The sequence below is a fragment of the Veronia pacifica genome (genome assembly GCF_001707825.1).
Classification (GTDB): Bacteria; Pseudomonadota; Gammaproteobacteria; order Enterobacterales; family Vibrionaceae; genus Veronia; species Veronia pacifica.
In genome coordinates this window covers 1-25,153 of sequence record NZ_LYBM01000004.1, presented here as the reverse complement: position 1 = coordinate 25,153, position 25,153 = coordinate 1, and the positions used below count along the sequence as shown (strand labels likewise).

At 48.3% G+C, this 25,153-nt stretch carries 20 protein-coding genes; 7 read left to right on the top strand and 13 right to left on the bottom strand.

Going from position 1 to position 25,153, the window contains the following annotated elements; translation table 11 throughout:
- Window positions 1–122 precede the first annotated feature (122 nt).
- Genes cysC through cysG form a run of 5 tightly spaced genes read right to left on the bottom strand, consistent with a single transcriptional unit; the run spans window position 123 to window position 6,283 of the window.
- Complete coding sequence (gene cysC, locus A8L45_RS03805) at window positions 123–743, bottom strand: adenylyl-sulfate kinase (protein WP_068899420.1); 621 nt, start codon at window positions 741–743, stop codon at window positions 123–125.
- An 18-nt stretch (window positions 744–761) separates the two neighbouring features.
- The gene (locus tag A8L45_RS03800; RefSeq protein WP_068899418.1) at window positions 762–2,489 is read right to left on the bottom strand and encodes an SLC13 family permease; all 1,728 of its coding nucleotides are present in this window, start codon (window positions 2,487–2,489) and stop codon (window positions 762–764) included.
- A 4-nt stretch (window positions 2,490–2,493) separates the two neighbouring features.
- Window positions 2,494–3,927, bottom strand: coding sequence for a sulfate adenylyltransferase subunit CysN (gene cysN, locus A8L45_RS03795; RefSeq protein WP_068899416.1), 1,434 nt, complete (start codon window positions 3,925–3,927; stop codon window positions 2,494–2,496).
- Between the two features lie 10 nt (window positions 3,928–3,937).
- Complete coding sequence (gene cysD, locus A8L45_RS03790; RefSeq protein WP_068899414.1) at window positions 3,938–4,846, bottom strand: sulfate adenylyltransferase subunit CysD; 909 nt, start codon at window positions 4,844–4,846, stop codon at window positions 3,938–3,940.
- Between the two features lie 15 nt (window positions 4,847–4,861).
- The gene (cysG, locus tag A8L45_RS03785; RefSeq protein ID WP_068899622.1) at window positions 4,862–6,283 is read right to left on the bottom strand and encodes a siroheme synthase CysG; all 1,422 of its coding nucleotides are present in this window, start codon (window positions 6,281–6,283) and stop codon (window positions 4,862–4,864) included.
- A gap of 308 nt (window positions 6,284–6,591) precedes the next feature.
- On the opposite strand from cysG, the gene A8L45_RS03780 reads away from it, so the two are divergent.
- Window positions 6,592–8,544: a bifunctional 2',3'-cyclic-nucleotide 2'-phosphodiesterase/3'-nucleotidase gene (locus tag A8L45_RS03780; protein ID WP_068899412.1), complete on the top strand. Its 1,953-nt coding sequence runs from the start codon at window positions 6,592–6,594 to the stop codon at window positions 8,542–8,544.
- A 150-nt stretch (window positions 8,545–8,694) separates the two neighbouring features.
- Window positions 8,695–9,147, top strand: a complete 453-nt coding sequence (locus A8L45_RS03775) for a GNAT family N-acetyltransferase (RefSeq protein ID WP_068899620.1) — start codon at window positions 8,695–8,697, stop codon at window positions 9,145–9,147.
- A 7-nt stretch (window positions 9,148–9,154) separates the two neighbouring features.
- Here the strand turns inward: A8L45_RS03775 and A8L45_RS03770 are convergent, their stop codons facing one another.
- Window positions 9,155–9,829 (bottom strand): LysM peptidoglycan-binding domain-containing protein, encoded by a 675-nt coding sequence (locus A8L45_RS03770; RefSeq protein WP_068899410.1) that lies wholly within the window; start codon window positions 9,827–9,829, stop codon window positions 9,155–9,157.
- Window positions 9,830–9,923: 94 nt separating this feature from the next.
- Between A8L45_RS03770 and bamJ the strand changes: the two genes are divergently transcribed.
- The 4 genes from bamJ (at window position 9,924) to A8L45_RS03750 (ending at window position 14,524) form a co-directional block, all read left to right on the top strand.
- On the top strand, window positions 9,924–10,544 hold the full coding sequence (gene bamJ / locus A8L45_RS03765) for a BamJ family beta-barrel-assembly machinery protein (RefSeq protein ID WP_068899407.1): 621 nt from the start codon (window positions 9,924–9,926) through the stop codon (window positions 10,542–10,544).
- Window positions 10,545–10,998: 454 nt separating this feature from the next.
- Entirely contained in the window at window positions 10,999–11,610 is a 612-nt protein-coding gene (locus A8L45_RS03760) for a peroxiredoxin (protein WP_068899404.1), read from the top strand.
- A 108-nt stretch (window positions 11,611–11,718) separates the two neighbouring features.
- The gene (gene tpx, locus A8L45_RS03755; RefSeq protein WP_068899397.1) at window positions 11,719–12,216 is read left to right on the top strand and encodes a thiol peroxidase; all 498 of its coding nucleotides are present in this window, start codon (window positions 11,719–11,721) and stop codon (window positions 12,214–12,216) included.
- 271 nt (window positions 12,217–12,487) lie between these two features.
- Window positions 12,488–14,524, top strand: coding sequence for a hypothetical protein (locus A8L45_RS03750; RefSeq protein ID WP_068899395.1), 2,037 nt, complete (start codon window positions 12,488–12,490; stop codon window positions 14,522–14,524).
- Between the two features lie 53 nt (window positions 14,525–14,577).
- Here the strand turns inward: A8L45_RS03750 and A8L45_RS03745 are convergent, their stop codons facing one another.
- The 6 genes from A8L45_RS03745 to nosP form a co-directional block, all read right to left on the bottom strand.
- A complete protein-coding gene (locus A8L45_RS03745) occupies window positions 14,578–15,336 on the bottom strand; it encodes a phosphoadenylyl-sulfate reductase (RefSeq protein WP_068899393.1) in 759 nt (252 codons plus the stop codon).
- Entirely contained in the window at window positions 15,329–17,044 is a 1,716-nt protein-coding gene (cysI, locus tag A8L45_RS03740) for an assimilatory sulfite reductase (NADPH) hemoprotein subunit (RefSeq protein ID WP_068899391.1), read from the bottom strand. Before cysI ends, A8L45_RS03745 begins: the two co-directional genes overlap by 8 nt.
- The gene (locus tag A8L45_RS03735; RefSeq protein ID WP_068899389.1) at window positions 17,044–18,852 is read right to left on the bottom strand and encodes an assimilatory sulfite reductase (NADPH) flavoprotein subunit; all 1,809 of its coding nucleotides are present in this window, start codon (window positions 18,850–18,852) and stop codon (window positions 17,044–17,046) included. The genes cysI and A8L45_RS03735 overlap by 1 nt, the downstream gene beginning before the upstream one ends.
- Before the next feature lie 191 nt (window positions 18,853–19,043).
- A complete protein-coding gene (locus tag A8L45_RS03730) occupies window positions 19,044–19,277 on the bottom strand; it encodes a thymidylate kinase (RefSeq protein ID WP_068899387.1) in 234 nt (77 codons plus the stop codon).
- Between the two features lie 221 nt (window positions 19,278–19,498).
- Complete coding sequence (locus A8L45_RS03725) at window positions 19,499–22,147, bottom strand: hybrid sensor histidine kinase/response regulator (protein WP_068899384.1); 2,649 nt, start codon at window positions 22,145–22,147, stop codon at window positions 19,499–19,501.
- 2 nt (window positions 22,148–22,149) lie between these two features.
- Window positions 22,150–23,364: a nitric oxide-sensing protein NosP gene (nosP, locus tag A8L45_RS03720; RefSeq protein ID WP_068899383.1), complete on the bottom strand. Its 1,215-nt coding sequence runs from the start codon at window positions 23,362–23,364 to the stop codon at window positions 22,150–22,152.
- Between the two features lie 363 nt (window positions 23,365–23,727).
- Between nosP and A8L45_RS03715 the strand changes: the two genes are divergently transcribed.
- A complete protein-coding gene (locus A8L45_RS03715) occupies window positions 23,728–24,396 on the top strand; it encodes a response regulator (RefSeq protein ID WP_068899382.1) in 669 nt (222 codons plus the stop codon).
- A 21-nt stretch (window positions 24,397–24,417) separates the two neighbouring features.
- On the opposite strand, the gene A8L45_RS24390 is transcribed toward A8L45_RS03715, so the two are convergent.
- Window positions 24,418–25,153: hypothetical protein (locus A8L45_RS24390; protein ID WP_175401897.1), on the bottom strand; the 736-nt coding region annotated here is incomplete at its 5' end.

The following is a 25,153-nucleotide window of genomic DNA, read 5'->3' as shown; positions in this document are numbered from 1 at the left end:
CTTAAAATATCAGGCTCACTATTTGAGAAATCACAAGGCTAGTTAATAAAAAAGCCACCCAAGACAATGACCTTGGATGGCTTTAATGGCTGAGTGCCATTCATCAAATTGTAACATTAGTGTTAACGTATCACGCCTGCTTTTTTCAGGCTGGCGATACACAGGTCAACCTGATCAGCAATGCTGCCATGATGTGTTCTCAAATGAATCTCTGGCTGTTCTGGCGCCTCGTACGCTGAGCTGATACCGGTAAAGGCTTTAATTTCGCCTGCACGGGCCTTTTTATACAGCCCTTTTGGATCCCTGCTTTCACAAACCTTAAGCGGCGTATCAACGAAGACTTCAACAAATTCCTGCTCAGGTAACATATCTCTGACCAACTGGCGCTCCTCCCGGAAGGGAGAAATAAAAGCCGACAGAACGATTAATCCCGCATCTGTCATCAACTTTGCCACCTCGCCTACCCGGCGGATATTCTCTCGTCTATCGTGGTCAGAAAACCCAAGATCGCGGCAGAGCCCATGGCGGACGTTGTCACCGTCCAACAAATAAGTGTGATAACCCAGGCGCGCCAGTTCATGCTCAAGTGCACCTGCAACGGTTGATTTCCCCGAGCCAGAAAGCCCCGTGAACCAAAGCAGTGCTGGACGCTGCTGTTTTTGCTCAGCACGAAACATCTTATCAATCGCATGCTGATGCCAAATCACGTTCTCATCTTTTTCTATATTATCGACCGAAGTCATTGATACATCCTTTAAAAATCAGAAAGGGAAAAACACGGGTATCAGGCTGAGCACCAGTACCGAATAAACAGCAGAGACAGGTAAGCCAATGCGAATATAGTCGGTAAAGTGATAATTTCCCACGCTGTAAACCAACAAATTAGTCTGGTAGCCATACGGTGACATAAAGCTGGCACTTGCCCCGAACAATACCGCCATGATGAAGGGCATAGGATCAACGCCATAGCTGAGTGCCAGGCTGTAACCAATTGGAAATGCCAAGGCTGCCGCAGCGTTATTTGTCACCAACTCAGTCAGAATCAAAGTAAAGAAGTAGGTTGCGATCAACGCGCCATAGACACCCCAGCCGTTGAAAAACAACATGAACACCTGCCCCATTTGTTCAGACAGACCACTTTCAATCATCATTTGAGATAGGCTCAGGGCTGAACCCACAATCACTACGATATCTACCGGAAAACGGCGCTGAAGATCGTGCAATGTGATCACACCGGTTAGCAGTAACAGCATCAAGTAAGCCGCCAACCCATTCAGCAGCGGTACCCATTCAACCAAAGCAGCCCCAATGACAAGAGCGAACCCAGATAACACCCACTGACTTTTTCGGCTGTCCAGTCGGGTACTGGAATCAAGACCGTTCACCAGCACAAACTCGCGGTTAAGCCTTTCCTGCTTGCGCTGAAAATCTTTACCCGGCACAAGAACCAGAGTGTCTCCTGCCATTAGCGTGATGTTGCCCAAACCACCCTCAAGCTTCTCGTGTCCCCGACGAATAGCCACCACAACCGCATCAAAGTTTTCACGAAACGCAGCCTGTTTAAGAGTTGTCCCCCGGATTGAGGCACTGTGACTGACAACCACTTCCAACAGATTCTGGCCATTAATGTGGTGCTGACCGAACAAAGACAGACCGGGAATATCCTGTAGGGTCGCCACACTTTCAACATCACCGGCAAACTGAAGTTTATCGCCAGCCCGAAGAACAGTGTCTGGACACACAGGCGCAATGACCTTTTTGTCGCGGATAACCTCAGCCAGATAAAGGCGTCGCAACGCGCGCAAGCCATTATCTGTCACCGTTCGGCCTGCCAGCGGTGAACCCCGCTCAATCAATGCTTCAAGCACGTACGGTAGCGTGTCATCATCTTTATCATCATTGTCTGGCAGCAGGTAACACAACGGAATGAGGATTAACATGCCTCCTGCCAGTACCGCCAGACCAATCATCGAAGGCGCAAAAAAATCGAGGGCCGGAAGCCCTGCATTTTCAACGAAGCTGTTAATTATTAAATTGGTCGACGTACCGATTAAGGTCAACGTCCCACCGAGAATTGCCGCGTAAGACAATGGCATCAGCAAGCGCGAAGGCGCATGTCGTCTGTTACGCTTTACGGCACCAATCAAGGATGCCACCACGGCTGTATTATTGGTAAACGAGCTGAGAAATGCTGTTGAAAGGCCAAGTTTGGCAACGACTGTTCCTAGACGGCCACCTGCCAGTTGGTCACCGACCCAGCTGACCAGCCGGGTCTTCTCAAGGGCTGTTGATGTCAGAATCAACAGCACCAAGGTGAGCAACGAGGCGTTGGTAAAGTTATCCGCCATCTCATCAAGGCCCACCTGTCCTGTCTGAAACGCCGCGAACGCAGCGACAGCAAACAGGATAGCAGGCTTGATACGGGTGAATAACAAGCCGACTATCACGCCCAACAACAGGCACAGAATTATAACCTGTTCCAGGCTCATCGCTTTACCCCAGCAGCTTACTGATGTCCCGCGCGTTCCAGTGCGGGAAGTGCTTACGAACCAGTGCGTTCAGTTCAACTTCAAACGCTGAGTACTGACCCGTCGCGGTTTGCTGCTGACCCGCTTCAAGAAGCGAGTGAATCATTCCCGCTCCAACGGTGACATTGGTCAGGCGGTCAATGATGATGAAACCACCCGTGTCCTGGCTGTCGTTGTACGCATCAAGCGCAATACTTTCAGTCAGTTCAAGTTCACACAAACCAATACCATTGAGCGGCAACGCGTCGGTCTCAAACTTATTGAGGTTGTTGATATCAACCTGATGATGGATCTTGCTTACTGAGCCGACAGTTTTCTTGCCCGCAACCTTGATGTCGTATTGTTTGCCGGGTTCAAGTGGTGATTCAGCCATCCAGACAATATCTGCCAGTAGATGGTCAGTCACTGACTGCTCATGTGATACGGGGACAATCAGGTCACCGCGGCTGATGTCAATTTCATCTTTCAGCGTCAGTGTGACGGCCAGTCCCTCGTGAGCCAGTTCGAGGTCACCATCAAAGGTAACGATGCGCTCAACCGTAGAGGTTTTGCCCGATGGCAATACTTTTACTTCATCGCCCGGACGAACCTCGCCCGATGCGACCGTACCAGCAAATCCGCGAAAATCGAGATTGGGTCGGTTTACATACTGCACAGGCAGACGGAAGGCCGCATTTGCACTCGCTTTGCTCAAATCGACACTTTCGAGCAGGGACAGCAGAGTTTCACCCTCATACCAAGGTGTTTGTGCACTGCGCTCAACGACATTGTCACCGTCCAGTGCAGAAAGTGGAATCAGCGTGATATTGATATCTTTGTTCAGTTTCTCAGCAAAATTGAGGTACTCATCGCGGATCACGTCATAAGTCTGCTGATCAAAATCAACCAGATCCATCTTGTTGACAGCCACGATGAAGTGACGGATCCCAAGAAGACTCGCAATGTAAGAATGACGACGGGTCTGATCCAATACGCCTTTACGCGCATCAATCAGGATCACCGCCAGATCACAGGTTGACGCCCCTGTTGCCATGTTACGTGTGTACTGCTCGTGTCCCGGCGTATCCGCGATAATAAATTTGCGCTTCTTGGTCGAAAAATATCGATACGCTACATCAATAGTGATGCCTTGTTCACGCTCGGCCTGAAGGCCATCAACCAGTAATGCCAGATCCGGCTTCTCACCTGTTGTTCCTACTTTCTGGCTGTCAGCATGGATAGCAGCCAGTTGGTCTTCATAAATTTGATGTGAGTCGTGGAGCAGACGGCCAATCAGCGTACTCTTGCCATCATCCACTGAACCACAGGTCAGGAAACGCAGCAGGGACTTGTTCTGATGCTGATCGAGATAGGCCTCTATACCAAGTTCAGCCACTTGTTGTTCAATTACACTGTTCATCATCAATCCCTTAGAAATAACCCTGACGTTTTTTAAGTTCCATCGATCCTGACTGATCGTGGTCAATAGCCCTTCCTTGTCGCTCACTGGACGTAGCCACCAGCATTTCCTCAATGATCGAAGGCAAGGTATCGGCTTCTGACTCAACAGCACCTGTCAGCGGGTAACAACCCAGCGTACGGAAACGAACACTGCGCTCTTCAATGGTTTCGCCTTCCTTAAGCTCCATGCGATCGTCATCAACCATGATCAGCATACCGTCACGATCGACAACTGGACGTGGCTTGGCAAGATAAAGAGGAACAATATCGATGCCTTCCAGATAGATGTATTGCCAGATATCAAGCTCAGTCCAGTTCGACAAAGGGAACACACGAATACTTTCGCCTTTGTTTACCTGGCCGTTGTAGGTATGCCAAAGCTCAGGGCGCTGGTTCTTTGGATCCCAGCGATGGTGTTTATCACGGAAGCTGTATACACGCTCTTTTGCACGGCTCTTCTCTTCATCACGACGCGCACCACCGAATGCGGCATCAAACCCATATTTGTCCAGCGCCTGTTTCAGACCCTGTGTTTTCATGATGTCTGTGTGCTTGGATGAGCCATGAACGAACGGGCTACACCCCATTGCCAGCCCTTCAGGGTTCTTATGAACCAGCAGTTCGAATCCATATTTCTCCGCTGTTTTGTCACGAAACTCGATCATTTCGCGGAATTTCCAGTCGGTATCCACGTGGAGCAGAGGGAAAGGAATTTTGCCCGGATAAAAGGCTTTGCGAGCCAAATGCAGCATCACGGAAGAATCTTTTCCGATTGAATACATCATTACCGGGTTATCAAATTCAGCGGCCACTTCACGAATGATATGGATGCTTTCAGCCTCAAGTTGTTTGAGGTGAGTCAGGGTCTTGGCTTCCATTTTTAGAGAGTTTCCTTATTCCAGATTTACCACTGCCTGAGCGTCGGGTGCGCTGTCTGCAGCGAAAGAGAATTGCTTAAACCAATTTAGCGATTCAGCCAGTTGCACGACCTCACCAACAACAATGAGCGCAGGCGAACTTGCATGTTCCGCTAGGGTTGCTAAGTCATGAACCGTTCCTTTGAGCACTCTCTGCTCTGAGCGGGTGCCATTTTCAATAATGGCGACGGGGGTGTGTGCTGCACGACCATGCTTAATCAGCTGGTCACGGATGTGGTCACTTTTCATCAGCCCCATAAAGATAACCAGTGTCTGGTTTCCACGGGCCAGTGTGCTCCAGTCGAGCGAGTCTTTTTCTTTTTTCAGGTGGCCAGTAATGAACATCACGCTCTGAGCATGATCTCTATGAGTCAGTGGGATACCCGCGTACGCTGTTGCACCGGCAGCTGAAGTAATGCCTGGGACAACCTGAAATGGGATCCCAGCTTCGGCGACCACTTGCAACTCTTCACCGCCACGGCCAAACATAAAGGGATCGCCTCCCTTCAGGCGCACTACTCGCTTGCCGCGACTGGCAAATTTGACCAGCAGTGCATTGGTCTCTTCTTGCGGCACGCTGTGGAAACCGGCGCGTTTACCAACACAAATCATTTCTGCATCGCGGCGGCACAATTCCAGCACATCATCCGATACCAGATAGTCATACAGGATCACGTCGGCTTGCTGCATGAGTTGCAGACCACGGAGAGTGAGAAGGCCCGGATCACCCGGTCCGGCTCCAACAAGTGCGACCTCTCCACGCATTGAGATACCTGAGGTCAGATCATGGAGTTCTTCACGAGCGTCGTCTTCACGTCCGGCTGCGACGAGTGAAGAAAAGCGACCATCAAAGGCCATTTCCCAGAACTTTCTTCGTCCGGTTAAGGTCGTCACTTTTTCTTTTAACGTGTCACGGAAACTGCCTGCAATGGCAGCCATACGGCCAGTATGGGAGGGGATCAGTGATTCGAGTTTCTCACGGATAAGGCGAGCCAAAACGGGGGCCTTACCAGCAGAAGAGATTGCGATAACGATAGGGCTTCGATCAACAATGGAAGGAACAATAAAACTACACTTGGGCGTGTCGTCTACCACATTAACCAGCAGTTTCTTCTCTTCCGCTGAACGTGAAACTAGTGCATTCACCAAAGGTTGATCCGTTGCAGCAATCGCGAGAAACACGCCATCAAGATATTTGGCAGAAAAAGGTTCAGCGATCCAGGTTAGTACACCCTTTTCAGCCGCTTCTTCTATTTCCTTGTCTACCTCTGGTGCAACAAGGGTCACCGCTGCACCCGTTTTGAGCAGCATGCGGGTTTTACGCCATGCAACTTCTCCACCACCCACTACGAGGCATTGGCGGTCACGTAAGTTTGCAAAAATCGGCAGGTATTCCATCATCATCACCCTGTTTTCTCCATTGCCAGTCACTATAAAGACGCTCTGATATTACTGGAAATTCTAAATATTCATTTTTTATAACCAGTTGTATGGGAGCGTTATGATTAAAAAGTGAAATATTGCAAACGGTATGCCGTAAAGCGCCGCAGCGCCTGAATTGGCGAATAAAGGAGGGGACGAAAACGATTACGCAAACGTTTATATGTTGCGATCAATGTCACATATGAAGATACAAAATACTTCTAATTGACATTTTATATGATAAATAGGCCGCGAAAATAATCCTCTCTACTGGAGTCTTTAGTATGTTCTCTCTTCGTCCTCTATCTGTCGCGGTGCTCAGTGGTTTGATGGCTATGAGCAGCCAAGCGATGGCGGAAACTATTCAACTTCGCGTCATTGAAACTACGGATATTCATACGAACGTAATGGATTACGACTACTACAAGGACAAACCAAGTGAAAAAATTGGTCTTGTCCGTGCAGCGACTCTGGTTAAAAACGCCCGTAACGAAGTAACAAACAGTCTTTTGGTTGATAACGGTGACCTGCTGCAAGGAAGCCCAATGGGCGACTACATGGCAGCAAAGGGCATTGAAAAAGGGGAAATTCACCCTGTTTATAAAGCCATGAATCAGTTGAACTACGAAGTGGGTAACATAGGTAACCACGAATTCAACTACGGGATTGAGTTTTTAAGAAACAGCCTTTCAGGCGCAGGCTTCCCCTATATCAATGCGAATGTCTTTGATGCGAAAACTGGCGAACACTATTTCACCCCATACATTATCAAAAGCCATAGCATGACAGACACTGACGGCCAGAAGCATACGGTTAAGGTTGGCTACATTGGCTTTGTGCCGCCACAAATCATGGTGTGGGATAAAAAGAACCTTGAAGGCAAAGTTATCGCAAAAGATATTCTGCAGACCGCTAAAAAGCTGGTGCCTGAAATGAAAGCCAAAGGCGCTGACGTCATCGTTGCGATTCCTCACTCTGGTTTGTCACGTGCACCTTATAAAGTCATGGCAGAGAACTCTGTTTATTATCTCTCAAAGGTTGAGGGCATCGATGCTATCGCCTTCGGTCACTCTCACGCTGTTTTCCCAGGCAAAGGTTTCAACTATATTCCGGGTGTCGATAATGAAAAAGGCACCATCAATGGTGTAACGGCTGTTATGCCGGGCCGCTGGGGAAGCCATGTTGGTATCATGGATCTGACCTTGAATAATGACAGTGGTAAGTGGAAAGTTGTCGAAGGTAACGCCCACGCTCGTCCTATCTTCGATGGTAAGTCAATGGCGAAACCGGATGCAGGTATCCGTACTGCACTGGAAAACGACCACAAACAAACCCGTGACTTCGTTAACTCCAAGATTGGCAAGTCAAGTGATGAAATGTACAGCTTCCTGGCACTGGTTCAGGACGATCCGACAGTTCAAATAGTTAACCTCGCCCAGAAAGATTATGTTGAACGCTTTATTCAGGGCGACCCTGACCTTGAGGGGCTGCCTGTTCTGTCTGCCGCTGCTCCTTTCAAAGCGGGCGGCCGTAAAAACGACCCAGCAAACTTTACTGAAGTAGAAGCAGGCGAAATGACCTTCCGCAATGCTGCAGACCTCTATCTTTACCCCAACACGCTGGTCGCACTGAAGGTGAGTGGTAAAGAAGTAAAAGAGTGGCTTGAGTGCACAGCCGGTCAGTTCAATCAAATTGATCCAAAGAAAGCAGGTGTGCAGCCTCTGATTAACTGGGACGGTTTCAGAACCTACAACTTCGATATCATTGATGGTGTTAACTATCAGGTCGATGTGACCCAGCCAGCCCGTTATGATGGTGAATGTCAGATGATCAATAAAAACGCCAGCCGCATTCAGAACCTGACATTTAACGGCAAACCACTGAACTTAGAGCAAACCTTCCTGGTGGCAACCAACAACTATCGCGCTTATCTGGGTAAATTCCCGGGCACTGGCAAAGAACATATTGCCTTTGCAGCACCAGATGAAAACCGCACTGTGCTGGCAGACTACATCACCCGCGTCAGCCGTGAAAAAGGTCAAATCGTGCCAAAAGCAGATAACAACTGGACATTTAAACCTATCAAGACTGCTAATAAGCTGGATGTGATGTTTGAAACTTCACCAAGCGAGAAAGCGAGCGCCTTTATCAAGAAGAATGGTCAGTATCCGATGGAAAAAATTGGAGAGGACGACTCAGGGTTTGCGCAATATCGCATTGACCTCCAGCAGTTGTAACCTCGGTCTTTTAAACTTCAAACCACGGTATAGCCGTGGTTTTTTTCTTATTTCTCAACGCAAAAAGGCCTCGGGTGCTATCAATGATAAGTGAGCTAAGAATACAATCATTGCCGTACCATAAAGCACAAAACGGAGGGACTTATCATGATGCAGTGGATCACACTCTCATTTTCACAACTTTCAACCCGCCAGCTTTACGATCTATTGCGACTTCGCTGTGAAGTCTTTGTGGTTGAGCAGGAATGTGCCTATCAGGATTTAGACGGCCATGACCTCCATCGGGACACTCTTCACCTACTTGGCTACCGTGATGATAAGCTAACAGCTTATGCGCGTATCCTGCCTAAAGATCTCGCTTATCCTCAAATCGCCATAGGAAGAGTGGTCACCGCAAGCACGGAACGCGGCAATGGTGCGGGACATGAATTGGTTGGGCAGGCGCTGCTGGAAATAAAACAAAGGTGGCCTGGCGACGCCGTGGTCATGGGCGCGCAGTCCCATCTTATCGACTTCTATCGCCAACATGGTTTTGATATCAGTTCTGATGAATACATGGAGGACGGGATCCCCCATACAGATATGATCAAACAACACACTTAGGTATCAATCAGCGACGACGAAAACTGCCATCGGGCTGGCGGACAAAGGTCACCGACTCATCGGTCCCGCGTGTCACTCTCATGAGGCTGACCTGTCCCTCATTGTTGGTACTCAGCAGCAGCTTTTGGCCGGGCTGAATTCGGCTGAGTGCTTTCCCTTTGCCTTCCACTTTAATCATTGCGTACAAGTCAGGTAGAGACAACGAGTGGCGACGAAAGATACTGCTCAGCGTGTCGCCATCTTTTACTTTGTGTGAGATGTCTGGACGATCAACAGCCACGTTTTCAGAGAGCACGTTTTCTTTGGTATCTGACTCAGTCACCCGAACCTCATCAGTTTGTGTTGATTCTGATAACCCGGTGTTATCCATCGCTACAGGTTGCCTTTCACTACTCGTATCCACAACTGTTTGTAGATCTGGCCCAGATTCAGGTTCATTCTCCCCTAAAGGTAAAAGCAATAAAATAACCAACACCGCAGAAACCACGACCAGCCCTGCTCGATGACGAGAGGGTAACCGCTGCCAGAGATGCTGTAACTGCTTTGACCATACTGACATATTTTTTTTTAGCGTTGACAGCAATTCTGACAAAATGCCCATCAGCTCAGACCTTGTGATCTTCTGACGCCGCTTTGCTTTCCTTTTGCTTGCAATACGCTCCCCTGCTGTAATCCGGCTCATATAAATCTCACTGATTATAGGCTCTTGGTGTATGCCTGAAGTGTCTCACCTGTTATCCTTCCATACTTTGATGACCTAAACAAAGAGAGACAACATGTCTGAAGTAAAACTGGAGACCGTAGAACAAAAAGCCAGCTATGGCATCGGTCTGCAAATGGGCCAGCAACTTGCTGGTAGTGGTCTTGAGGGCCTGAATGTAGACGCTATCGCAAAAGGTATCGCGACTGCACTGGCAGGTAACATGCCAGAGCTGGAAGTTGATGATATCAACAACGCACTGCGTGAACTGCACACCAAAGCTGAAGCTGTTCGTGAAGAAGCAGCAAAAGCAGCAGCTTCTGAAGGCGAAACCTTCCTGGCTGAAAATGCCAAGCGTGACGAAGTAACTGTGACCGAATCAGGTCTGCAGTACGAAGTTCTGGTAACAGGTGAAGGCGAGATCCCAACCAGCGACAAGCAAGTACGTGTTCATTATCACGGTATGCTGACCGATGGTACTGTTTTCGACAGCTCTGTAGAGCGTGGTCAACCAGCTGAGTTCCCAGTTACTGGCGTTATCGCTGGCTGGGTTGAAGCACTTCAGATGATGCCTGCTGGTTCTAAGTGGAAACTGTATATTCCTCAGGATCTGGCATACGGTGAGCGTGGCGCTGGCGCGGCGATCCCTCCTTATGCTGCACTGGTATTTGAAGTAGAGCTGCTGGAGATCCTGTGATCTTCAGGTTATAGCTGATCAAACCATAGCGAATGAGCCAGCCGACAGGCTGGCTTTTTTGTCAATCCACCGACTGATACCGTCATTTACTGACAACGCAAAACATCAGCCTATCTCGTATCGTCAGAGCTAAAAACCCAGTAAATTGGACAAAAATAAATCGGCCAGGTTAATATCAAAGTGGTAATAACCTAGGTTGGATATCAAAGGCGTTAAGCGTCCAAACATCATTATTTTCATTACCTTGTACGCATTTCCATCAAGAGTAATTTGATTTAAATGTAAAGATATTGTTCTTCGAGTTTTAAACAAACTGATTAATTTCCTTCTCTCGCAGTGATACTTATTCGGTAAATACTATTGATTTGATTTAAGTTTGATTTTTGTTGTGCAATATGAAAACCAAATGCATAAAGTTTTGATCTAAATCATTCAAATCAGGAAACACTGAGAAATGAACAAGAAGTGTCTATTGGCTCTTGCCGTTGCTGCCATCGTTTCAGGTTGTGCGAACAAACCACAATTCGAGAAAACTGAACTTTCATCTGGACTGGGCCAAGGTCAAATCGTTACACTCGAGAATAACCCTTTCAATCTAGCGGGTAACTCACTGCATGTTGGTGACAATATGCCTTCGGCGTTGCTGAAAGACAAAGCGTTTGCTGATCACGATACAGCTTCAAAAAGCAACAAGGTTCGTATCTACAGCATCATGCCGTCTATCGATACCCCCGTTTGTGATCAACAGGCTCATGAACTGAGTGAGTTTGTCGAAGCACATCCGAACCTAGACATTGATTTTTATGCAGTAAGTGCTGACACACCATTTGCTCAGGCAAACTTTAAAAAGCACGCAAAAATTACCGATCAGGTGACTTTCCTGTCTGATGCCCGCAGCCACGAATTCGGCGCATCAACCGGCACCCAAATCGATGCGCTTGGCTTGCTGACACGCACCATCATTGTCGTCGGTAAAGACAGTAAAGTTCTGCATATTCAGCGCGTACCAGAACTGACGACCATTCCAGATCTGGAAAAAGCGGTTGAAATTGCTGAAAAAGCATAAAGTTAGAAACGCTTTTCATTGATTCGCCACAGTGAATGTTTAAGGTGGCGAATACAAAAAAATCATTCAAGCGTCAGTTGACCATTTTATATTGATAGAGGTTTAATCATGTCTCAAGTAACTTTCCAAGGTAACCCTGTTTCTGTTTCAGGTTCATTCCCAACAGCAGGCCAACAAGCACCAGCATTCACCCTTTGTGCTGCAGACCTGAGCGATCTGACTTCAGAAAGCCTGCAAGGCAAAAAAGTAGTTCTGAACATTTTCCCAAGCGTCGACACTCCTGTATGTGCTGCAAGTGTTAAAGCGTTCAACGAGAAAGCTGCTGCAAAAGAAAACACCGTTGTTGTTTGTGTATCTGCTGACCTGCCTTTCGCCACTGGTCGTTTCTGCGCAGCAGAAGGTATTGAAGGTGTACAAATGGCATCTTTCTTCCGTCACACTGACTTCGTTGAAGCTTACGGTGTAAACCTGAACGAAGGTGCACTGAAAGGTCTGGCTACCCGCGCAGTGGTTTGCCTGAACGAAAAAGGTCTGGTTGTTCACGCTGAGCGTGTTGCTGAGATCACTGAAGAGCCAAACTACGACGCGGCACTGGCTGCGCTGTAATTGCGTAACACTTTTTATCGAAAAACCGGGAGCTTTGCTTCCGGTTTTTTTACACCTCTCGTTTCTAAAACCACCATATAAACCGCTGACTCCCGCAGTGAACAAAAATTAATCCTAAAATCTCTTTACCTAAAAGAAACGATGTTTTATATTCCCGACCACAGTCAATTGGACGGTGATTTATTGAGCGACAAAAAGTGCTCGTTTTTTATCTAGGGACTATAGAAACCAAAATATTTCCATCACTCTTTCCAGAAACTAGGTACGTTCAATGAAAACGAAACTGTGTACTCTTTTGAGCCTAAGTCTTCTCAGTGCTTGCGGTGGCGGTGGCGGCAGTGGAGCGCAATCCGTTCCCCCCGAGGCAAGAAGCCATTCTGATATACCTCAAGCCATCAATGTAGACATCTCACCTCGCACGACAACTGTATTTCCCGGTGAAACTCTCGAAGGCAGCTATGAATTTTTCTCATCCAGCATACCCACTTCATTGGATGGTTCATCTTTCCACTGGGAAACCAGCAACCACACCACGATCTCTTATAACAAAACTTATACCGTGGGTGACGATGATACGCTGGTCGATGACTCAATAAAATTCTGTGTAACGCCGATAAATCGGGGCGATCGAAAGCAGGGTGAGCAGCAATGCAGCGAGCCAGTTCTGATCATTGAAAAACCAAAACCTGAGCCTATTCAGATCGTTATTTCCGATGACAAGAGTGAGTTACGTTTATTCGCCTATGACAAATACCAAAACTTACCCATTGATGGGATAAAGTATATTTGGCGAACAGTTAAAGCAGATTATAGTGCCCCAGTGGGTCAATATTACCCCTATAGCAGGAAAGAAGAGGGTAACTCTGTTGAAGCATGTGTGGAAAAAAAAGATAGCGGTGCACTGGTAGCTTGCTCTCAGCCATATACCATACAACCCATAGATGGATTGGCCCCCACAGCCGACGTTGAAGACTTTGGCAGAATTGTCAAATCCGGTCAAACAGTGGCATTGAAATACACATTCAATGATGAGGATGGTGATGAAGAGGACACGTCAAAATCGCTTTTTACTTGGTACGTGGGTGATCAAAAACAATCAAATCATGGCCAAACATTCACACCTGATAAAAATATGGCGCTCAACACACTGAAAGGGTGTATTACGCCGTATTCCAAAACTGGTAGCCCGAAAGCAGGCGAAGAGACCTGTAATCAAAGAACACTTATTTACAGCAGCGATCCATCAGCCCCTGAAGCAACTGAGCTTCATATTTCAGGGGCGAAATTTGAGGGTCACAAAGTTACTGGTAGTTATCAATATTTTGATAAGAACCATGACCCAGAATCAAATTCAATGTATGAATGGCGGATCCATAGAGAAACTGACACTAACGATTACGAAATCGTAAGTCATGATCTTTCCTACACGCTTCAGAAAGGGGATGAGGGAAGAGGAAATACCATCGAGTTTTGTGTCACCCCACATGATGCAACCAGTCCGGGCAGTCAGACCTGTATTAAAGAAGATATCGCATGGTTTGAAGGTAAAGGTCGTTTCGATGAAACGGGTAAAGTAGTACCCGTACTCAAGGGTTATCCGTCATTTAAGTCATCAAATTGGGAGTCAATGGATGGCGGTATGTGGGCTTTCAATAGCGTGAATCCAAACTCACCTGCACCTTTTGATGGAACGAGTGTTTTGGCCTCTTTGTTCAGAGGTCAGCCAGTGCTGTTTTGTATTGACCTGAATGGGGAACCTAATAGTAAGCAAAATCATATCTGTCGGGAAATGAAAACCTACAGCAATAACAAACTCCTGACTTTCGACAATCAGTCTTTCAAAGGAAAACTAGCGCGTGTCTTTGATGCAAATGATCCGACACGTATCGCCTTCCCGTACAAAGTGAAACTCAAAGTGACCAAGGGCGGAAAAACCAAAACCTTCTTTTGGCCGATCACCTGGGAACAACTGATGACACTGGATGACCGTGATTGGCAACTCTTCGCTGAAAAGTACCATCATGGTGTGGTCGACTACGTCAAAATGAAACCAATTGATGCACAAAAATTCTGTTCTAATTATTACCGCAATGGCACTTTCCCGATGATGCGAGAGACGGGTGACTGGGTACCAAACAGACCGACGTTTTTTGACTACGAGGCACCTGACGTGCTGAGGTGGGGGCCTAATAGAAAAATTTATGCAAACGGAGTGTACTTTCAAGGAGAAATGGTTGGCGGAAAACGCGCTCATATAGATACGAAATATCTTTTTTCCTGTGTTTCAAGATCAGAAGATACAAATTAGACACAAAAAAACGTGCCAATTGGCACCGTTTTTTCTTTACGTGATAACAGAGCTTAAATACCCGCACCATCAGTCACGTCATCTTCATGCAAACCACATTCTCGCTTGAGGCCGAAGAAACGGGTTTCTTCTTCTGTCATGCCAGCTTCAAGCTTGCGGCTTGTCTGTACATCCCCAACCGATACATAACCTTGCTCCCACAGCGGGTGATAAGGCAAGTCATTGTCAGTCAGATATTGATGGACATCTTTATTGCTCCAGTCAATGACAGGCAAAAACTTGAACACACCATTTTGAATACCCAGTACAGGCAAGGTACCCCGGGTACTCGACTGTTGACGACGCAGACCAGAGAACCAGGTGCTGACATTAAGCTCATCAAGGGCGCGACGCATTGGCTCAACCTTGTTGATGCGGTTGTATTTCTCAATACCCTCGACGCCTTGCTCCCATAGCTTACCGTAACGTGCTTCCTGCCAGTTAGCACTTTGCTCGGCACGATATACGCGCAAGTCCAATGACAATTTGTCAGTCAGTTCATCAATAAACTGATAGGTTTCAGGAAATAAGTAGCCCGTATCAGTCAGGATAACAGGCACGTTAGGTTTGACCTGAGTGACCAGATGCAACATAACGGCGGCCTGAATACCAAAACTGGATGACAGGGCAAACTCACCCTGCAAATTTTCCAACGCCCACTGCACACGTTCCTGCGCACTCAATGTTTCCAGCTCGGCGTTGATCTCTGCCAGCGCCATCACCTGCTGCGCTTTGGTGAGATCGAGCAGCGACGATAATGTAAATTCAGGCATAAAAATCCCTCACGGATACTTTCACTTCAGCGATGATTCCAGCACGAATAACAAAGTCACCAAAGCACTCATCCCCCTCACGTTCAGCCGCCCAACGACCAACGAGAGAATCAATTTCCTCAAGGATCTGCTTATCAGTAATGTTTTCTTTGTACATCTTAGGGACACGGGTACCTTCACGGTTGCCGCCTAAGTGGAGGTTATAACGGCCGGGTGCTTTACCCACCAGACCAATCTCCGCAAGCATGGCTCGTCCACATCCGTTCGGACAGCCTGTGACCCGAAGAATGATGTGTTCATGACCCACACCATGATTAGCCATAATGCCTTCAATGTCAGTGACAAAACCTGGCAGGAAACGCTCTGCTTCGGCCATCGCCAGAGGACAGGTTGGGAAGGCAACACACGCCATAGAGTTCATGCGTTGCTCACTCACCCCATCATCGATCAAGCCATGATCGCGGGCAATTTTATCAATGATGTCTTTCTGAGCTTCTTCCACACCTGCGATGATCAGGTTCTGGTTTGCCGTCATCCTGAAATCACCTGTGTGAATTTTGGCGATTTCAGCTACACCACTTTTTAGCGGTTTACCGGGGTAATCGAGCAAACGGCCATTCTCAATGAACAGTGCCAGATGGTATTTTCCATCAATGCCGTGTGTCCACCCAATACGGTCACCACGTCCGGTAAACTCGAAGGGACGGCTTGGCTCGAATTTCACATCGGCACGCTTTTCGACCTCAGCTTTAAAGGCCTCTGTTCCAACGCGATCCAGTGTGTATTTGGTTTTTGCATTCTTCCTGTTACTACGGTTACCCCAGTCTCGCTGTGTCGAGACTACGGCAGCGGCAACATCAAGGGTTTTATCCAGTGGAATAAAGCCCAAATCATCAGCACGGCGCGGATAGGTTGAAGTGTCACCGTGAGTCATCGCGAGACCACCACCGACCAAGACGTTGAAGCCCACCAGCTTGCCGTTGTCAGACATAGCAATGAAGTTAAGGTCATTTGCATGAACATCAACATCGTTCTGCGGCGGGATCACCACAGTGGTTTTGAATTTACGTGGCAGATAATTGGAACCTAATACTGGCTCTTCATCCTGATGCCCTTCAACCTTCTCACCGTCCAGCCAAATCTCCGCGTAAGCACGGGTTTTTGGTAGCAGGTGCTCACTGATCCTTGCCGCCCATTCATAGGCTTCCTGATGCAGCTCAGATTCAACAGGGTTGGTGGTACACAGTACGTTACGGTTAACATCGCCTGCCGTTGCGATGGAGTCGATGCCAATCTGGTTCAGCGTCTGGTGCATCAGCTTGATATTTGGCTTGAGAACACCGTGAAACTGGAAGGTCTGACGGGTTGTCAGGCGGATACTGCCGTACATGGTGTGATCAGTGGCGAACTTGTCAATGGCTAACCACTGTTCTGGCTTGATCACCCCACCCGGCATACGGGCACGAAGCATCACATTCTGAAGCGGCTCAAGTTTTTGTTTGGCACGCTCCGCCCTGATATCACGGTCATCCTGCTGATACATTCCGTGGAAACGGATCAGCTGAAAGTTATCAGCGGTGAAGCCACCAGTGATTCTGTCCCCCAGATCCTGAACTATCGTCCCGCGCAGGAAGTTACTTTCCCTTTTTAAGCGCTCATTATCCGAAAGCGGACCAAGATTTTCGCCTAAGATATTTTGATCGCTCATTAGTACACATCCTTCTGATAACGCTTCGCCTTGCGCAGTTCGTTTAAGTAGTTCTCTGCGTCTTCACGGCTCTTTCCGCCTTGTTGTTCCACAACAGTAATGAGGGCTTCATGGACATCTTTTGCCATGTAAGTGGCATCACCACAAACATAAAAATACGCGCCTTTTTCGAGCCACGCCCACAGCTCCTCGGCATTCTCAAGAAGCTTGTGTTGCACGTAGATTTTTTCGGCCTGATCACGGCTGAAGGCAACATCAATTTTGTTCAAGGTGCCCGACTTGAGGAATTGTTGCCACTCCACCTGATACAGGAAATCCTGAGTGAAGGTACGGTCGCCAAAGAACAGCCAGTTTTCGCCTGCTGCTCCGCGTGCGTCACGCTCCTGTAAAAAGGCGCGGAACGGTGCAATACCTGTGCCCGGCCCTACCATTATCACAGGTGCATTGTCATCCTGAGGCAGTTTGAAGTTATTGTTGTGCTCGATGAATACACCAATAATTTCATCGTCAGCTCTATGAGCCAAGAAACTTGAGGCTCCCCCGAAACGGGTCTGATCACCCTGCTGATATTCAACTACGCCGACGGTAAGATGGACTTCCTCGCCAACTTCTTCCTGACTGGAAGCAATAGAATACAGACGCGGCGTCAGTTTACGCAGCAGGCCTACCAGCTGCTCAGCACTGAGCTTGGTTTTCTTCTCTTTCAGTACATCGACTACCTGAGTGTTATTGGCATAGTCACGCAGCTTATCTTTGTCTGCCACCAGCTTCTCAAGCTTCTTACTGCCAGACAGTTCAGCGTATTTCTCTACCAGTTGTGGGTTCGATGCAGTGATTTCAAATTTTTCGGTCAGCGCTTGCTTCAGCGACAGAGACTCACCGCCAACATCCACAGTTTCATCGCCATTCAGGCCAGCAGTCGACAGGATCTCTCCCGCGAGATCAGAGCAGTTCTTGAACCATACGCCCAAGGCATCACCGGGTTGATAAGTAATACCGGATTCACCCAAGTCAATTTCAATATGACGGACATCTTTGCCAGAATCGCGTCCGGTGATTTTCTGGTTAGTGAGTAACTCTGCCTGATATGGGTTCTTTTTGTTGAATGCGGAAGCCACAGCGGCTGCTGTCGCATGCAGTGGCACGACAACTTCACCCGAACCAGACTTGAGGCGCTCCTGCGCTTCTTTAACAATGGTAGCCGCCCAGCTTTCTGTTTCCTCTTCGTAGTCAACATCGCAGTCGACACGCGGAACCATGGCTGTCGCACCCAGTTTTGACAGATAGCTGTCAAAGTCTTTCGCCGTCTGGCAGAAAAACTCGTAGCTTGAGTCACCTAAACCAATAACGGCATATTGCAGTTTGTCGAGTTTTGGGGCTTTCTTCGACTGAAGAAATTCATGCAATGAAATAGCGTTATCGGGCGGCTCACCCTCGCCGTTTGTCGAGGCAACAATGACCACGTGCGTTTCTTTAGCCAGTTCACGTGGTTTGTAATCATCTGCAGAGTAAAGCGCCACATCAAGGCCTGCGGATTTAACCTGCTCTTCGAGCGATTCGGCAACACCTTTGGCGTTACCTGTCTGTGAGGCATAGATGATGGTCAGCTTACCCGCGGGTACCGCAGCGGCAGCAGTTGCAACCTGAGCACCTGCGGACGCACCCACAGGCGTCTGACTCAGGCCCCAGAAATAACCGCTAATCCAGGCGAGCTGTTGCGGGCTGAGCTCCGCCGCCGCCTGCTGCAACTGACCAATTTGCTGATCATTAAGTGGGCTTGCGAGGGCAGAAAGATCCTTTAGTAACATGACACGACATTCCTTCTTCTTTCCGGCACGACGTGGGGGACGCGCGCTAGTGTGACCATAGGGTAGCTATTGACCGTAATAACTAGAAAGAATAGATCTGCATGTTTTATAACTAATGGTAAGAAAATCAGCGCGACATGAATACGTCGCGCTGACCGATGAGAATAGGTTTAAGAATAAGTATTAAGATATCAATCGCTGTCTACGATTCGAACCTGATGAAAACCAATATCCAGCGCATTTTCTGTTGCCAAGTCAACATCCTGAAAACACTGCTCGATACCTTTTCCATCAGTAAGAGGCACCAGTCCCCCTCTCGCATGCCTGAACTCGACAATCCACCCACCCGAAGTCAATGAGGGTTCAACCACCGCCTCAACAAGCATTTGCTGGCTAAAAAGGTCACGAAGTTCTGTTTTAGTCATAAGTCGTTTCCTTCAATGAAACAAAACAGTAGTGACAATTCAACTAGCTGTTTTGTGTAAAACATTGCTCACATTAAGCTTAGTCAGTGTGTTTTATACCTGCCGGATTGGTCGTTCCGTTTGTGAGACCTGACATTAATTAGGGTTTTTAACGAATGTAAAGGATGATTGCTGAATGAGATGAGCAGTAAAAAAGGCTGTCTTTCGATGACTAGTGGCTATTAGACGGGCGAAGAATCGCTATTTTTCTGTGTGACAAGCTCAGGAGGAGTGTGGCTATGCTGTTTAATAAGATGAATCAGCGTTGTTTTAAGCCGGATTGGAGAAACGGGTTTGAACAACACCAGATATCCGGATTCTCTGGCTTGCTGGCTGAGCGCCTCGCTACGATTTGCGGTCACTAAAAGGGTAGCCACGGGCCTGACTCGCTGACTGTTAATGAAAGTGACCAAGTCAATGCCGTTCTCACCGTCGTCGAGATGATAGTCAACCACGAGCAATTCGACCGGAGTCCTCGCCAAATCGCACTGCATCTGCAGATCGGACAACGAACTGGCAGAAATGACCTCACATCCCCAGAGTGTCAGGAGCTCAGACATGGCAGCGCAGATGTTGGGGTCATTGTCGATCACCCAGACTCTGGCTCCCTGCAGGGCGACCCCCTGATCCAGTATGGGTAGTTTTTTCTGCGCCACAGCAAGGTCGTGCTGCACGCCGAAGGGCACCAGCACAGAAAAGCATGATCCTTTACCCGACTCTGATCTGACACTGACGTTGTGCCCCAGTACACGAGAGATCTTATCAACAATCGCCAGTCCAAGACCGAGCTGGGTGTGATGGTGCGTATCATGCTTGGGATCAAGACGACAGAATTCCTGGAAGATCTCCCGCTGCTTCTCTGCCGGGATCCCAACCCCAGTATCGATCACTTCGACTGACACACCATTTTCCCGCCTGCGGCATCCCAGTAATACCCGCCCTCTCGGGGCGTATCGCAAGGCATTGGTCACCAGATTACGGACAATCCGACCAAGTAGCTGTGGGTCGGTATACACAGACACATGAGTACTGACATAGCGAAAATCCACATCAAGCTTTTCTGCCAACACCCCAAATTCATCGGCCAGATTATCGAGCAAATCACTCATCGGCAGCGACTGCTTATCTGCGGTAACCGCGCCTGCATCCAGCTTGGATATATCCACCAGCGTGGTGATCAAACTCTCTACGTCACGGAGTGAGAAAGACAACGCTTCCGTCACCCGCCGAACAGAGGAAGACATACGTAGTGTCTGAAGAGAACCAAGGTAAAGCAAAGCAGCATTCAGGGGTTGCAGTAGATCATGGCTGATAGCGGCAAGAAACTTAGTTTTTGACAGGTTAGCGTGCTCGGCATCCTTTTTGGCTTCCAGTAATCTGGCCTGCGCTTCCCGTCTCTCCTCCACCTCGCTTTGCAGCTTGTAGTTAACATGTTGAAGTTGCGCTGTACGTTCCTGAACTCTGGCTTCGAGTGTCTGGTAAGACTGGGTAAGTTGTTCCGCATGCCGCTTGCGCTCGGTGATGTCCCAGTTAAGGACGAACAAACCCGTGACCTTTTTTCGGGCATCTTTGTTTGGCACCAAACTTTTCACTACAAAACGTGGCTGTCCGCTCGGGTCTTCATTATCTTCAAACTCAAACATCACGGTTTCGCCCGCCAGTGCCCTTTCAATAAAGGGCTTGAGCGCTCTGAACCGCTGCGGCCCGCGCGGTACTGAGATGTGCTGACCAATCAGGCTGCCCCGCGCGAAGCCATACCATTCATCATATGCACGGTTGGTAAACTGATAGTCGAGGTCAGCCCCGACATAAGCAATCAGTGCAGGAACATTATCCGTGATAAGGCGCAGCCACTGAGCGTTTTCACGAAGCTCTCTGGCATCCTGATAACCCTGCGTAATGTCAGTGTAGGTATTAACATACGCGTCACCTCCCATCGAATGGCTACGGACTTCAATCACCCTGCCATCGGCCAACGTCTGTATCTGTACATCGTGATTGTGGATTTTTTCGGAGGCAATACGGGAAACCTTGAGCAGTGACGTCTGGCAGAGGTCTGCAATCTTTTCACCAGCCAGAGGGGGCTTTTCAATACCACTGATGGTAATAAAGGCGCGATTGAACACTTTTATTCGGTCATCTCCATCCACCATCAACACTCCTTGGGAGAGGTTATCGATCATGGCCTGGAGCACCCGGCTTTTCTCTGCCATTGCCGCCTCGAAACGGGCGGTCTCTGCCAGCTTTAACTCAGTGATGTCGGTATACAGCATGACCGAACCACCTTCACTGGTTTTTCTCTGATTGATTTTAACCCAGCGCTGATCCCACAATCTGACAGTGAGCTCTTCAGGTGTTCTGGAGCTTTCCTCGACGTGCTCGATCATGCCTTTTTCAATCGCCAGCATGTACATGTCTTCCGGTGCCAACGCTTGATGCTCAATCACAAAAGGCTGCTGTGACCAGAAGTTAAGGTAATGGCTGTTACAGTACACCAGCCGGCGGTTTTCATCGTACAGGGCAAAGGCGTCAGAAAAAGATTCGATGGCATCAACAAAACGCTGTTGCGCCTGCTCGGCCTCAGATTTGGCCGCCGAAAGCTGATGATTGATCAGGGCGAGATCTTGCAGAGTATTGTTGAGGGCTTCTGTTTTCTCTCTGACCTGATCAGCCAGTACCACGGAATGCTGGAATGCGCTCCATGCATCCCCATGTGGACGACTGCCCTTCTCTACCCTGTGGATCAGAGAATCGATAATCTTCTTCTGTCGGTCATTCTCCTGACGAAGCGCATCAAGTTGTTGTTGAAGAGCCTGCTTACTATCTGTCACCCTCAACCCGCCCTGAGCGCGGTGTCTGTTAAAACGCTGGAGGAATCACCGACGTCACTGGGTTCACCGATCACCACACCAGTCAGGGTCTGGTTCATATGGATACCATTGAGTTGCTCACCATAGGTGTTAAATCCTACGATACGATAATCTCTCAACGCAGATCGGGCACTGGCTAATGCCATATTATGTTCAATTTCTAACCGACGTAAAAAACAGTCGCAACCAAGTGTGACTTCGATTGAACCCAGCCGCTCAATCGCACTGTCCAGCGTCTTCGAGAGGTTGGCAAAAATATCGCCCGGACGCATCGCCGTGACCACGACGCCATCATCCATCGCACAGTAAAAATCCAGACTGAGGTCATCATTCACTTTCTGGATCGACCGGACAAAGTACTGATCACCTATCATCACGGCCAGCGGATTGGTGGCATAAACCTGTGGCTTTAAATCCTCAAGCGACACGCCAATCTCACGCGCATAAACGACAGCAGCGGGTTCAGCATTAAACTCATAGACCCGGCGATGCTCACAATCAGCGCGGGTAACCACCAGCTTGCTGTCGAGACTCTCAATATGGTGGGTTGTAAAAACCTCAAACGGACACAGGGTGTTAAACATCACCACGATGGCTGATTCGGAATAAAACTGCCCTTGATGATAGACATGAGTGTTTGCCAGATTCTGATCGTCTCCGGCCGAGCCGCCAAAGTGTGGAATACCGCCCAGTGCGGTATCCAGCGTGACGAGAAAGTTTTCCTCACTGGGCGAGAGGCCATCAATCAAGGTCAGCACAAAAGTATTGTCGTTGATCGGTGCCTTCTGATCTCGACTGCAACAGGACACCAGCGAATTGACGCAGTGCTGTGCTTTTTGCAGATCAAAGTCACTCAATGGCACACGAGTACCACAAATTGTAAAGAGATCCCGGCTGAATCCCAACGCACTGATACTGCTTTCTGAGTAGCCTTGGCTGGTGATCTCTCCGGCTGTGGTGCAGCCCATGACGGAGATCCCAGCAAACGCGTCATCCATCGCAGGAGCCAGTGCACTCAGTTCATAAGCCGACGAGCAGAAAAACAGAATGAAGCCAATATCCTCAGCGTCCAGTTGGCGGGCGAGTTCCCGTGAGGCTTTGATAGGGTCAAGCTGATAGGTCTCTGCTTTATAAATCGATTCCTGCTTTACGATGGGAATGCTGGCGTGATTGACCATATTGAAACTCCTCCGACAACTCGCTGATACCTTGCCACTGTCATGGGGTAGATACAAAACTCGCGCTTGCTCTCACAAAGCATGTCTTGCAGCTGACAGTCACAGACAACAACATCAAAAGTGTACTTGCAGCTTAGAACTTCAACCTCATCCGTAAGAAGGATATTAGGTCGTCTCTTGTCTTAACTTCTTTCACTTCTCACAACTGATACGCCTTAAGCCCTTTAACTTATACGGACATAACTACACTTCCTGATAAAGAAAGGTAATCACCGGAATTCATTTAACCTCAATGCAATCAGTTTCTTATGGTTGAAATTTTGCTGGCTGGCAGAGGTACTATTCACAGCAGAGGGAGCAGATATGCCAAAGTTTCTTGTTGCTGACGATCATCCTTTATTCAGGGATGCGTTGGTTTCAGTGATTCGCTCAAGATTTCAGGACGCCGAGATCCTGCAATCAGATGAAATTGATCAAACCCTGGCCATGGCTGAAAGCCATGCTGATATTGACCTAATCCTGCTTGATCTCAACATGCCGGGCATGGCCGGACTTAAAGGCCTTTTAGAACTCAGAAATCACTATCCGCTGCACCCTGTTGCGATCATTTCTGCAGAAACAAACCGTCAGATCATTTTGCAGACAATCACTTATGGTGCAGCGGGCTTCATTTCTAAAAGTGCTGCGAGAGAGCAAATGGCGGATGCCATCGAACAAATATTGGCAGGACATATTTTTCTGCCCGCGGATATTATTCGCGCGTCAGACCATCACTGTTCGCCGCCGACAAGCCGCAATGACACTGGCTTTTCTCCAGAAATGCTGCACACCCTGACTCGCAGGCAATTGCTGGTACTCAAATCGATGGCACAGGGATCGGCAAACAAGAAGATTGCTTACGATCTGAATATCTCTGAGACCACAGTGAAATCTCATGTGTCAGCGATTTTGAGAAAGCTGGGTGTTCATAACCGTATTCAGGCTGTCGTCGGAGTCACGAATATTGATTTTGACCGCTACCTAAAACGCTGACCTGTTTTCACCAATTCTGTATCAAGACATTTCAACATTATCCAACGCCTTAAGCATCTGTCTGGCAATGTCCGTCAGGCGGGTGACATCTGGATGGTAAAAGTCTGGTTGTGTTTCGCAGCCACTGGCTTGAAGCAAGGCACTATGATAGGCAGGGCTGAATTTGTTGTAATGTGTCCGCCATAACCCCTCTGCGCCCGAGCCGATTCCAATAATCTGTGCCTTGTCGACCAGTACTTCGTCAACAAGCGACCGCAGCGACTGTCGAATCGCTGAGATGCTGTCAATTGGTGACTGATCCCAGATACCCTCAATGTTAAGTTGGCGATGCATCAAATCCAGATTGGCCGCCAAGGTATAACATTGTCCCTCAAGCCTTCTGTCCTGAACCTCTGGTGACATCATGATCCCTTGTGCCAATAGACACACTTCACTGTCTGTTGTCTCGGGAGGGAAAGTCGAACATAACCGCCAGCCCTGTGTCGTCTGATGATAGCTAACCGACAATCTTTGTTCTGTCTTGGCAGGAACACAGTAGTCAGCCGTCCCGTTTTCATCTTTGACAAAAGCGATCAGGCCCGCATCAGTAACCTGTATCGACCGCTGGATGAATTCTGGCGCTGCGGATATCAGAGTCTGACACCAAAATGACAATAAAGTATCGGCAAAGGACAGCTCAAGATCGACAAAGTACACCTGCACATGTGCACCATGAAGGCACCATTCTGCCTGACTACTGATCACTGGCTGAGACTGC

What these genes read in the sequence shown, in the direction of transcription:
- cysC (WP_068899420.1), bottom strand. Translation starts at nt 743, where the DNA reads ATGACTTCGGTCGATAATATAGAAAAAGATGAGAACGTGATTTGGCAT.
- A8L45_RS03800 (WP_068899418.1), bottom strand. Translation starts at nt 2,489, where the DNA reads ATGAGCCTGGAACAGGTTATAATTCTGTGCCTGTTGTTGGGCGTGATA.
- cysN (WP_068899416.1), bottom strand. Translation starts at nt 3,927, where the DNA reads ATGAACAGTGTAATTGAACAACAAGTGGCTGAACTTGGTATAGAGGCC.
- cysD (WP_068899414.1), bottom strand. Translation starts at nt 4,846, where the DNA reads ATGGAAGCCAAGACCCTGACTCACCTCAAACAACTTGAGGCTGAAAGC.
- cysG (WP_068899622.1), bottom strand. Translation starts at nt 6,283, where the DNA reads ATGGAATACCTGCCGATTTTTGCAAACTTACGTGACCGCCAATGCCTC.
- A8L45_RS03780 (WP_068899412.1), top strand. Translation starts at nt 6,592, where the DNA reads ATGTTCTCTCTTCGTCCTCTATCTGTCGCGGTGCTCAGTGGTTTGATG.
- A8L45_RS03775 (WP_068899620.1), top strand. Translation starts at nt 8,695, where the DNA reads ATGCAGTGGATCACACTCTCATTTTCACAACTTTCAACCCGCCAGCTT.
- A8L45_RS03770 (WP_068899410.1), bottom strand. Translation starts at nt 9,829, where the DNA reads ATGAGCCGGATTACAGCAGGGGAGCGTATTGCAAGCAAAAGGAAAGCA.
- bamJ (WP_068899407.1), top strand. Translation starts at nt 9,924, where the DNA reads ATGTCTGAAGTAAAACTGGAGACCGTAGAACAAAAAGCCAGCTATGGC.
- A8L45_RS03760 (WP_068899404.1), top strand. Translation starts at nt 10,999, where the DNA reads ATGAACAAGAAGTGTCTATTGGCTCTTGCCGTTGCTGCCATCGTTTCA.
- tpx (WP_068899397.1), top strand. Translation starts at nt 11,719, where the DNA reads ATGTCTCAAGTAACTTTCCAAGGTAACCCTGTTTCTGTTTCAGGTTCA.
- A8L45_RS03750 (WP_068899395.1), top strand. Translation starts at nt 12,488, where the DNA reads ATGAAAACGAAACTGTGTACTCTTTTGAGCCTAAGTCTTCTCAGTGCT.
- A8L45_RS03745 (WP_068899393.1), bottom strand. Translation starts at nt 15,336, where the DNA reads ATGCCTGAATTTACATTATCGTCGCTGCTCGATCTCACCAAAGCGCAG.
- cysI (WP_068899391.1), bottom strand. Translation starts at nt 17,044, where the DNA reads ATGAGCGATCAAAATATCTTAGGCGAAAATCTTGGTCCGCTTTCGGAT.
- A8L45_RS03735 (WP_068899389.1), bottom strand. Translation starts at nt 18,852, where the DNA reads ATGTTACTAAAGGATCTTTCTGCCCTCGCAAGCCCACTTAATGATCAG.
- A8L45_RS03730 (WP_068899387.1), bottom strand. Translation starts at nt 19,277, where the DNA reads ATGACTAAAACAGAACTTCGTGACCTTTTTAGCCAGCAAATGCTTGTT.
- nosP (WP_068899383.1), bottom strand. Translation starts at nt 23,364, where the DNA reads ATGGTCAATCACGCCAGCATTCCCATCGTAAAGCAGGAATCGATTTAT.
- A8L45_RS03715 (WP_068899382.1), top strand. Translation starts at nt 23,728, where the DNA reads ATGCCAAAGTTTCTTGTTGCTGACGATCATCCTTTATTCAGGGATGCG.